This is a genomic window from Actinocrinis sp. (assembly GCF_035938995.1).
Classification (GTDB): Bacteria; Actinomycetota; Actinomycetes; order Streptomycetales; family Catenulisporaceae; genus DASZGI01.
In genome coordinates, this window is record NZ_DASZGI010000325.1 from 1 (window position 1) to 7,444 (window position 7,444).

At 69.1% G+C, this 7,444-nt stretch carries 5 protein-coding genes and 2 pseudogenes; 6 read left to right on the forward strand and 1 reads right to left on the reverse strand.

Annotated features, from left to right (window positions below; translation table 11 throughout):
• Positions 1-252 precede the first annotated feature (252 nt).
• From hutI to VGZ32_RS23195, 6 genes and pseudogenes are all read left to right on the forward strand, one after another.
• On the forward strand, positions 253-1,392 hold the full coding sequence (gene hutI / locus VGZ32_RS23170; protein ID WP_326888271.1) for an imidazolonepropionase: 1,140 nt from the start codon (positions 253-255) through the stop codon (positions 1,390-1,392).
• A gap of 242 nt (positions 1,393-1,634) precedes the next feature.
• On the forward strand, positions 1,635-3,500 hold the full coding sequence (gene dnaK, locus VGZ32_RS23175) for a molecular chaperone DnaK (RefSeq protein ID WP_326888272.1): 1,866 nt from the start codon (positions 1,635-1,637) through the stop codon (positions 3,498-3,500).
• A 117-nt stretch (positions 3,501-3,617) separates the two neighbouring features.
• Positions 3,618-4,283: a nucleotide exchange factor GrpE gene (gene grpE, locus VGZ32_RS23180; RefSeq protein ID WP_326888273.1), complete on the forward strand. Its 666-nt coding sequence runs from the start codon at positions 3,618-3,620 to the stop codon at positions 4,281-4,283.
• Positions 4,284-4,302: 19 nt separating this feature from the next.
• On the forward strand, positions 4,303-5,466 hold the full coding sequence (gene dnaJ / locus VGZ32_RS23185) for a molecular chaperone DnaJ (RefSeq protein ID WP_326888274.1): 1,164 nt from the start codon (positions 4,303-4,305) through the stop codon (positions 5,464-5,466).
• Positions 5,466-5,924 carry a heat shock protein transcriptional repressor HspR gene (locus VGZ32_RS23190; RefSeq protein ID WP_414642587.1) on the forward strand — a complete coding sequence of 153 codons (459 nt, stop codon included), beginning with the start codon at positions 5,466-5,468 and terminating at the stop codon, positions 5,922-5,924. The genes dnaJ and VGZ32_RS23190 overlap by 1 nt, the downstream gene beginning before the upstream one ends.
• Positions 5,925-6,296: 372 nt before the next feature.
• A pseudogene (locus VGZ32_RS23195) lies at positions 6,297-7,286 on the forward strand (Clp protease N-terminal domain-containing protein); the annotation flags it as partial.
• Positions 7,287-7,327: 41 nt separating this feature from the next.
• On the opposite strand, the pseudogene VGZ32_RS29135 reads toward VGZ32_RS23195, so the two are convergent.
• A pseudogene (locus tag VGZ32_RS29135) lies at positions 7,328-7,372 on the reverse strand (hypothetical protein); the annotation flags it as partial.
• Between the last annotated feature and the right edge of the window lie 72 nt (positions 7,373-7,444).

The window sequence follows — 7,444 nt, forward strand, 5'->3', positions numbered from 1 at the left end:
TGCTTGTGGACAACGCTCCGCGGCGGCTCGGCGACGCGATCCGCGCGGTCTACCGCCGTTCGCTGACGAAGAGCCCGTATGACGGGCGCGCACATGGCTAGCAGAGCCCTGCTTGTAACAGAGATCGGCGAATTAGTCACAAGTCATCCACAGGGTGTGGAAAACAGTACCCTGGTTATCCACAGCGTGGTAGAAACCCTATCCGCCGACGAGACAGCGCAATCCGTCAATGGGACAGCGGACGTCCCTTCGGTGAACAACGGACGTCCGGCCGCCGGCCTGGGGGTTGTGCGCGACGCCGCGTTCGTGGTCGAAGACGGTCGGGTCGCCTGGGTGGGTTCCGCCTCCGCAGCGCCCGCCGCCGACGAAAGCATCGATGCCGGTGGCCGCGCGGTCATCCCCGGCTTTGTGGACAGCCACGCCCACCTCGTCTTCGCCGGCGACCGGGCGGCCGAGTTCGAGGCGCGGATGACCGGCGAGCCGTACCGCGCCGGGGGAATCCGCACGACGGTGGCCGCGACCAGGGCCGCCGCCGACGCGGCACTGCGGGCGAACGTCCGGCGGCTCGTCGCGGAGATGACGCGTCAGGGCACGACGACCGTGGAGTGCAAGACCGGCTACGGGCTGACCGTGGACGACGAGGCGCGCGCGATCCGGATCGCCCGCGAGGAGTGCGACGCGGCGACATTCCTCGGCGCGCACGTCGTCCCCGCTGAGTACGCCGAGCGGCGCGCCGACTACGTAGACCTGGTACGCGGCCCGATGCTCGAGGCCTGTGCACCGAGTGCCAACTATGTAGACGTGTTCTGCGAGCGCGGCGCGTTCGACGAGGACGAGACGCGTGCGGTGCTCGACGCGGCGAAGGCGCGCGGTCTGGGGATTCGCCTGCACGCCAACCAGCTCGGGCCTGGACCGGGAGTCCGGCTCGCCGTGGAGTACGGCGCGGCGTCGGCGGACCATTGCACGTTCCTCGACGACACGGACGTCGAGGCGCTGGCCGGATCATCTACGGTCGCGACGCTGTTGCCGGGTGTGGAGTTCTCCACACGCTCGCCTTATCCGGACGCGCGGCGGCTTATCGAGGCCGGAGCGACTGTGGCCATCGCGACCGACTGCAATCCCGGCTCCTGTTACACCTCATCGATGCCCTTCTGTATCGCGCTGGCGGTCCGCGAGATGCGGATGAGCCCTGCAGAAGCGCTCCTCGCGGCGACAGCAGGGGGCGCGAGGGCGCTCGGACGGACCGACATCGGCCACCTCGGCATCGGCGCCCGGGCCGACTTCGCTCTACTCGACGCACCGTCTTATCTGCATCTTGCCTACCGGCCCGGCGTCCCGCTCATCCACAGCGTGTGGAAAAGCGGCGTCCAGGTACACCGCACGCAGAGCTGAACCTCGCCCCCCCGCCAGCACCGTCGCCGCCGCCTCCCGATGGCGGGGCGCTTGGGTGGCGCCATAGCGGGGGAGATTCCCCTCGGACGACGATTGGCCTGGCCAATGTGGGTTCTCGCGCACGAGTTGAGTCCAACCACCTCAACCCTTATTGTTGAGTCTGCTGGGCTCAACTACTAGGGTCCGGAGACTGGCAGAAGCAGCGACGAGCTTATGACCGCGTCTAACCTAAGGAAGCCACGATGGCACGTCCGGTCGGCATCGACCTTGGAACGACCAACTCGGTCGTCTCCGTCCTCGAGGGTGGCGAGCCCACCGTCATCACGAACGCCGAGGGCGCCCGGACCACCCCGTCGGTGGTCGCGTTCGCGCGCAACGCCGAGGTCCTGGTGGGCGAGGTGGCCAAGCGCCAGGCGGTGACCAACGTCGACCGCACGATCCGCTCGGTCAAGCGGCACATGGGCACCAACTGGAAGATCCAGATCGACGACAAGTCGTTCACAGCCCAGCAGATCAGCGCGTTCATCCTGCAGAAGCTCAAGCGGGACGCCGAGGCGTACCTCGGGGAGAAGGTGACCGACGCGGTCATCACCGTCCCGGCGTACTTCTCCGACTCCGAGCGCCAGGCCACCAAGGAGGCCGGCGAGATCGCCGGCTTCAACGTGCTGCGCATCATCAACGAGCCGACCTCAGCCGCGCTGGCCTACGGGCTGGACAAGGGCGAGGGCGACCAGATGATCCTCGTGTTCGACCTGGGCGGCGGCACCTTCGACGTGTCCCTGCTCGAGGTCGGCAAGGACGAAGACGGCTTCTCCACCATCGAGGTCAAGGCCACCAATGGCGACAACCACCTCGGCGGCGACGACTGGGACCAGGCCGTGGTCAACTACCTGGTCAACCAGTTCAAGAACGCACACGGCGTGGACCTGTCCAAGGACAAGATGGCCATGCAGCGGCTGCGCGAGGCCGGCGAGAAGGCGAAGATCGAGCTGTCCGCCTCCTCGGAGACCACGATCAACCTGCCGTACATCACCGCCTCGGCCGAGGGCCCGCTGCACCTGGACGAGCGGCTGACCCGCGCGCAGTTCCAGCAGCTGACCGCGGACCTGCTCGAGCGGTGCAAGGCCCCGTTCCACAACGTCATCAAGGACGCCGGGATCTCGGTGCGCGACATCGACCACGTGGTCCTGGTCGGCGGCTCCACCCGGATGCCCGCGGTGGTCGAGCTGGTGCGCGAGCTGACCGGCGGCAAGGAGCCCAACAAGGGCGTCAACCCGGACGAGGTCGTCGCCATCGGCGCGTCCCTGCAGGCCGGCGTGCTCAAGGGCGAGGTCAAGGACGTCCTGCTGCTCGACGTCACCCCGCTGTCCCTCGGCATCGAGACCAAGGGCGGCATCATGACCAAGCTGATCGAGCGCAACACCACGATCCCGACCAAGCGCTCGGAGATCTTCACCACCGCCGAGGACAACCAGCCTTCCGTGCAGATCCAGGTCTACCAGGGCGAGCGGGAGATCGCGGCCTACAACAAGCGGCTGGGCATGTTCGAGCTCACCGGGCTGCCCCCGGCGCCGCGCGGCCTGCCGCAGATCGAGGTCACCTTCGACATCGACGCCAACGGCATCGTCAACGTCTCCGCCAAGGACCTGGGCACCGGCAAGGAGCAGTCCATGGTCATCACCGGCGGCTCGGCGCTGCCGAAGGAAGACATCGACCGGATGATGCGCGAGGCCGAGCAGTACGCGGAGGAGGACCACCGCCGCCGCGAGGAGGCCGAGACCCGCAACCAGGCCGAGGGGCTGGTCTACCAGACCGAGAAGTTCCTGCGGGACAACAGCGACAAGGTCCCGGCCGACGTCAAGACCGAGGTCGAGGCGGCGATCGCGGACACCAAGCAGGCGCTGACCGGCACCGACGTCGAGACGATCAAGACCAGCGCCGAGAAGCTCGCCACCACCAGCCAGAAGCTGGGCGCCGCGCTCTACGAGCAGGCCCAGGCGGCGCAGGCCGCGTCGCCGGGCGAGCCGCAGGACGCCGCACCGCACCAGGAGCAGGAGCCGGACGACGTGGTCGACGCGGAGATCGTCGACGAGGGCAAGAACGGCTGAACCGCGGCGCTTCCGCCGTCAGCCGGGCACGGACCGGGTCGGGGCGATAGCTTCACCCCGACCCGGCGCGCGCCCGGCAGCGCCCCCGATCGATCGGATCCAAGGAGAAAAGAAGCCGTGAGCGACGACCTCTACCACCCCGGCCAGGAGGCCGGCGACGACGCCCGCGTATACGGCGACGACGAGGGTTTCGAGGCCGCCAAGGACAGTGCCGGTCAAAACAGTGACGGCGAGCAGTTCGCCGAGCGCGTCAACGAGGCGATCGGGGGCGATCCGGGCGACCCGACGGCGAACCTCGCGGTGGCCGAGCTGCTGGCGAAGCTGGCCGAGCGCACCAACGATCTGCAGGGCGCGCAGGCCGAACTCAACGAGCGGACCGCGGATTTGCAGCGGCTGCAGGCCGAGTACGTGAACTACCGCAGGCGGGTGGAGCGCGACCGGGTGGCGATGGCGGAACTCTCGCTCGGCAAGGTGCTGGGCGAGTTGCTGCCGGTGCTCGACGACATCGGCCGCGCCCGGGACCACGGCGAGCTGGAGGGCGGCTTCCGGCGGGTGGCCGAGTCCCTCGAGTCGACGGTGGCCAAGCTGGGGCTCGAGCAGTTCGGCACGGTCGGGGAGCTGTTCGACCCGAACGTGCACGAGGCGCTGATGCACCGGGAGGCGCCCGAGATCGAGGAGGACACGGTGGTGGAGATCCTCCAGCCCGGCTACCGCCTCGGCGACCGGGTGCTGCGGGTGGCCCGGGTGACCGTCGCCCAGCCCGGCGACGGGGTCGAGCAGTAGAAGCGCGAGCGGAGCGAAGATGAGCACCAAGGACTACCTGGAGAAGGACTACTACAAGGTGCTCGGCGTCCCGAAGGACGCGCCGACGGCCGACATCAAGAAGGCGTACCGCAAGCTCGCCCGGCAGTTCCACCCGGACGCGAACAAGGGGGACGCCAAGGCGGAGGAGAAGTTCAAGGAGATCTCCGAGGCCTATGACGTGCTGTCCGACGACAAGCGCCGCAAGGAGTACGACGAGGCGCGCTCTCTGTTCGGCGGCGGTTTCCGGCCCGGCGGCGCGGGTGGCGCCGGCGGCTTCCCGTTCGACCTCGGTGACCTGCTCGGTAACAGCGGACAGGCTGGCCAGGGCGGGCTCGGCGACATCCTCGGCGGGATCTTCGGCCGGGGCCGCCCGGGAGGTCCGGCGCCGACTCCGGGCCGGCGCGGTGCCGACGTGGAGACCGAGGCCACGATCACGTTCATGCAGTCGATCGAGGGCGTCACGATCCCGCTGCGAATGACCAGCGAGGCGCCGTGCAAGGCGTGCGCCGGGACCGGGGCCAAGGCCGGGACCACCCCGCGGGTGTGCCCGAACTGCTCCGGCACCGGCCAGGTGAGCCGGAACCAGGGCGGTTTCGCCTTCTCCGAACCCTGCCGCGAGTGCAAGGGGCGCGGACTGGTGGTCGACGACCCCTGCCCCACCTGCCACGGCTCGGGACGGGCCGCCTCCACCCGCACCCTCCAGGCGCGCATCCCCTCGGGGGTGCGGGACGGAAGCCGGATCAGGCTCAAAGGCAAGGGCGCTCCCGGGGAGCGCAGCGGACCGGCGGGAGACCTCTACGTGATCGTCCACGTGAAGCCGCACAAGGTGTTCGGACGCGACGCCGACAACCTGACCGTGACCGTCCCGGTGACCTATCCGGAGGCGGTGCTCGGCGCCGACATCAAGGTGCCGATCCTCGACGGGCTCCCGGTCACCGTGAAGCTGCCCGCGGGCAGCGCCAACGGCCGCACGCTGCGGGTGCGCGGTAAGGGAGCGCCGCGCAAGGACGGCACCCGAGGGGACTTGCTGGTCACCTTCGAGGTCGCCGTGCCGACCAAGCTGAGCGAGGCGGCCTCGGCCGCACTGGAGAAGTACCGGGACGCCACCGCCGACCACGACGTGCGTGCCGAACTGCTGGCGGCGGCGAAGGGAGAGTCATGATGCTGCCGAACCATCCGAACGACAACAGGGCACAGATCGCCGACACCACCCCGGCCTACGTGATCTCGGCCGCCGCGGAGCTCTCCGGCCTGCACCCGCAGACGCTGCGCCAGTACGACCGGCTCGGCCTGGTCAGCCCGGACCGGGCGCCGGGGCGCGGCCGCCGCTACTCGGCCCGCGACATCGAGCTGCTGCGCGAGGTACAGCGGCTGAGCCAGGACGAGGGCGTGAACCTGGCCGGGATCAAGCGGATCCGCGAGCTGCAGGACCAGGTGGCCGAGCTCAGCGCCCGGGTCGTCGAGCTCGAGGAGCGGCTCGCGATAGCGGCGGCCACCACCATCCCGGTGGCGCTGCCCGCCCAGGCGTCCGCGCTGCCGCCGAACCCGCTGCACCGCCCCGACCTGCTGCCGGCCCTCGGCCCCTCCACCGCGCTGGTTGTCTGGAAGCCACAGCACTGACCTGGAGGGTATTTGAAAAGTCTCGCCGGACCCGCGACGCCTGCTGTGTATTCGGCTCGCGTATGGAGCCAGGGTTGTGGAGCGGCTGTAGTCCGCGCTACGCGGAAGAACGCCCCGTGGCACGAACTTTCGCCGCCACCCCGGCCCCTCACACACGCGAGCGGCACGCTCGCTGCGTTAGCGAAGCACCCCCGGTGCCGCCAGGCACCATATGAGGGAGCTCCGCCGCCTTGCGAATCGCACGCGTCAGACGCCGCAGGCTTATCCGACGATACTTTTCAAACACCCCCTGGCACACGAATGGTGCGGCGGCCCTGCCCGTCGCGCCACGGTAATCCCTTGTCGCAAACCACGGTCCCGAAATGAGGTCCGATGGAACCGTCGAATCTGACGACCCGTTCCCAAGAGGCGCTGTCGGTCGCCATCCGGTCAGCCGCCGGGGAGGGCAACCCCCAGGTCGAACCCGTACACGTGCTGCTCGCCCTGCTCTCCCAGGCGGACGGCACCGCGCGACCGCTGCTTGAGGCGGTCGGTGCCGACCGGGTGCGCCTGGCCGCCGCCGCCGAGCAGCTGCGCAACCGGCTGCCTAAGGCGGCTGGTTCCACCGTCGCCGCGCCCGAATTCTCCCGTCCTACGCTCGCCGTGCTCAACCACGCAGGGGATGAGGCGCGCAAGCTCGACGACGAATACGTCTCGACCGAGCACCTCCTCACCGGGATCGCGGCGGGCGATGACGCCACTGCGCGGCTGCTGCGCGAGTTCGGGGCCACGCCTCAGGCACTGCGCGAAGCCTTCACCAAGGTCCGCGGCAGCGCCCGCGTCACCTCTCCCGACCCCGAGGCGACGTTCCAGGCGCTGGATAAGTACAGCGTCGACCTCACCAGCCTCGCCCGGGACGGCAGGCTGGACCCGGTGATCGGCCGCGACACCGAGATCCGGCGCGTGGTGCAGGTGCTGTCGCGGCGCACCAAGAACAACCCGGTGCTGATCGGCGAGCCCGGCGTCGGCAAGACCGCCATCGTCGAAGGGCTGGCGCTGCGCATCGTCAACGGCGACGTCCCCGAAGGCCTCAAGGACAAGCAATTGCTGGCACTCGACATGGGCGCGATGATCGCGGGCGCCAAATACCGCGGCGAATTCGAGGAAAGGCTCAAGGGGGTGCTGCAGGAAGTCACGTCTTCCGCCGGCGCCTACATTCTGTTTATCGACGAGATGCACACCATCATCGGCGCCGGCAAGGCCGACGGCGCCATGGATGCGTCGAACTTGCTCAAGCCCGCGCTGGCGCGCGGCGAGCTGCACTGCATCGGCGCCACTACGCTCGACGAATACAAGAAGCACGTGGAAAAAGACGCCGCGCTCGTTGCGGCGGCGACGATCGCTGAGTCCGTAATCCTGACGCCGTGATGCTGCTCGTACTTCTCCTTGAGGCCGCGCAATATCGACACCGTATCCTCGACGGTTGGCTCGGAAACGTAGACCGGCTGGAATCGCCGCGCCAGGGCGGCATCTTTTTCGAC

What these genes read in the sequence shown, in the direction of transcription:
- dnaJ (WP_326888274.1), top strand. Translation starts at nt 4,303, where the DNA reads ATGAGCACCAAGGACTACCTGGAGAAGGACTACTACAAGGTGCTCGGC.
- dnaK (WP_326888272.1), top strand. Translation starts at nt 1,635, where the DNA reads ATGGCACGTCCGGTCGGCATCGACCTTGGAACGACCAACTCGGTCGTC.
- VGZ32_RS23190 (WP_414642587.1), top strand. Translation starts at nt 5,466, where the DNA reads ATGCTGCCGAACCATCCGAACGACAACAGGGCACAGATCGCCGACACC.